Annotated in this window: 1 rRNA gene; it reads right to left on the bottom strand. The window is 51.7% G+C overall.

The features are described 5' to 3' along the window. Positions 1-55: 55 nt before the first annotated feature. Positions 56-2,987 (bottom strand): 23S ribosomal RNA (locus CWS20_RS22020). Between the last annotated feature and the right edge of the window lie 92 nt (positions 2,988-3,079).

Raw genomic sequence — 3,079 nt, 5'->3', positions numbered from 1 at the left:
CGTTCCCTCAAAACTAGATAATGTATGAAGAAGAAATTACTGAGTAACACCTAAATAGGTTAAGTCCTCGATCGATTAGTATCAGTCAGCTCCATATGTCGCCATACTTCCACCTCTGACCTATCAACCTGATCATCTTTCAGGGATCTTACTAGCTTGACGCTATGGGAAATCTCATCTCGAGGGGGGCTTCATGCTTAGATGCTTTCAGCACTTATCCCTTCCGCACATAGCTACCCAGCGATGCCTTTGGCAAGACAACTGGTACACCAGCGGTGCGTCCATCCCGGTCCTCTCGTACTAAGGACAGCTCCTCTCAAATTTCCTGCGCCCACGACGGATAGGGACCGAACTGTCTCACGACGTTCTGAACCCAGCTCGCGTACCGCTTTAATGGGCGAACAGCCCAACCCTTGGGACCGACTACAGCCCCAGGATGCGATGAGCCGACATCGAGGTGCCAAACCTCCCCGTCGATGTGGACTCTTGGGGGAGATAAGCCTGTTATCCCCGGGGTAGCTTTTATCCGTTGAGCGATGGCCCTTCCATGCGGAACCACCGGATCACTAAGCCCGACTTTCGTCCCTGCTCGACTTGTAGGTCTCGCAGTCAAGCTCCCTTGTGCCTTTACACTCTACGAATGATTTCCAACCATTCTGAGGGAACCTTTGGGCGCCTCCGTTACTCTTTAGGAGGCGACCGCCCCAGTCAAACTGCCCACCTGACACTGTCTCCCACCCCGATCAGGGGTGCGGGTTAGAATTTCAATACAGCCAGGGTAGTATCCCACCGACGCCTCCACCGAAGCTAGCGCTCCGGCTTCCAAGGCTCCTACCTATCCTGTACAAGCTGTACCAAAATTCAATATCAGGCTACAGTAAAGCTCCACGGGGTCTTTCCGTCCTGTCGCGGGTAACCTGCATCTTCACAGGTACTATAATTTCACCGAGTCTCTCGTTGAGACAGTGCCCAGATCGTTACGCCTTTCGTGCGGGTCGGAACTTACCCGACAAGGAATTTCGCTACCTTAGGACCGTTATAGTTACGGCCGCCGTTTACTGGGGCTTCGATTCAAAGCTTCGCGTGAGCTAACCTCTCCTCTTAACCTTCCAGCACCGGGCAGGCGTCAGCCCCTATACTTCGCCTTGCGGCTTCGCAGAGACCTGTGTTTTTGCTAAACAGTCGCCTGGGCCTATTCACTGCGGCTCATCAAGGCTATTCACCCTAATGAGCACCCCTTCTCCCGAAGTTACGGGGTCATTTTGCCGAGTTCCTTAACGAGAGTTCTCTCGCTCACCTTAGGATTCTCTCCTCGCCTACCTGTGTCGGTTTGCGGTACGGGCACCTTTTACCTCGCTAGAGGCTTTTCTTGGCAGTGTGGAATCAGGAACTTCGGTACTATATTTCCCTCGCTGTCACAGCTCAGCTTACGCGACCATGGGATTTGCCTCATGGTCTGCCTAACTGCTTAGACGCACATCCAATAGTGCGCTTACCCTATCCTCCTGCGTCCCCCCATTGCTCAAACGGTAAAAAGGTGGTACAGGAATATCAACCTGTTGTCCATCGCCTACGCTTTTCAGCCTCGGCTTAGGTCCCGACTAACCCTGAGCGGACGAGCCTTCCTCAGGAAACCTTAGGCATTCGGTGGATGGGATTCTCACCCATCTTTCGCTACTCATACCGGCATTCTCACTTCTAAGCGCTCCACCAGTCCTTACGGTCTAGCTTCAACGCCCTTAGAACGCTCTCCTACCACTGACATCGTAGATGTCAATCCACAGCTTCGGTGATACGTTTAGCCCCGGTACATTTTCGGCGCGGAGTCACTCGACCAGTGAGCTATTACGCACTCTTTAAATGGTGGCTGCTTCTAAGCCAACATCCTGGTTGTCTAAGCAACTCCACATCCTTTTCCACTTAACGTATACTTTGGGACCTTAGCTGGTGGTCTGGGCTGTTTCCCTCTTGACTACGGATCTTATCACTCGCAGTCTGACTCCCATGGATAAATCTTTGGCATTCGGAGTTTGTCTGAATTCGGTAACCCGATGAGGGCCCCTAGTCCAAACAGTGCTCTACCTCCAAGATTCTCACGCATGAGGCTAGCCCTAAAGCTATTTCGGAGAGAACCAGCTATCTCCAGGTTCGATTGGAATTTCTCCGCTACCCACACCTCATCCCCGCACTTTTCAACGTGCGTGGGTTCGGGCCTCCATCCAGTGTTACCTGGACTTCACCCTGGACATGGGTAGATCACCTGGTTTCGGGTCTACGACCACATACTCATTCGCCCTATTCAGACTCGCTTTCGCTGCGGCTCCGTCTGTCCAACTTAACCTCGCATGTAATCGTAACTCGCCGGTTCATTCTACAAAAGGCACGCTATCACCCATTAACGGGCTCTAACTACTTGTAGGCACACGGTTTCAGGATCTCTTTCACTCCCCTTCCGGGGTGCTTTTCACCTTTCCCTCACGGTACTGGTTCACTATCGGTCACTAGGGAGTATTTAGCCTTGGGAGATGGTCCTCCCTGCTTCCGACGGGATTTCTCGTGTCCCGCCGTACTCAGGATCCACTCTGGAGGGAACGAAGTTTCAATTACAGGGCTTTTACCTCCTATGGCGGGCCTTTCCAGACCTCTTCGTTTACTTCGTTCCTTTGTAACTCCGTATAGAATGTCCTACAACCCCAAGAGGCAAGCCTCTTGGTTTGGGCTAATCCCGTTTCGCTCGCCGCTACTCAGGGAATCGCGTTTGCTTTCTCTTCCTCCGGGTACTTAGATGTTTCAGTTCCCCGGGTCTGCCTTCAATACCCTATGTATTCAGGTAAAGATCCTATCCCATTACGGATAGGGGGTTTCCCCATTCGGAAATCTCCGGATCAAAGCTTACTTACAGCTCCCCGAAGCATATCGGTGTTAGTCCCGTCCTTCATCGGCTCCTAGTGCCAAGGCATTCACCGTGCGCCCTTTCTAACTTAACCATTGTTCGGCTATAAAGCCTTACGGTTATAAAAAATCTGTTTTCTTACTCTATTTAATAGAGAGAAAAACTAAGATGGCGATTACTCGGTAA

This window comes from Cytobacillus horneckiae (assembly GCF_002835735.1).
In the GTDB taxonomy this organism is placed as follows: Bacteria; Bacillota; Bacilli; order Bacillales; family Cytobacillaceae; genus Cytobacillus; species Cytobacillus horneckiae.
Note: the sequence above shows the minus strand (reverse complement) of the source record. Positions and strands in the feature narration are given on the sequence as shown.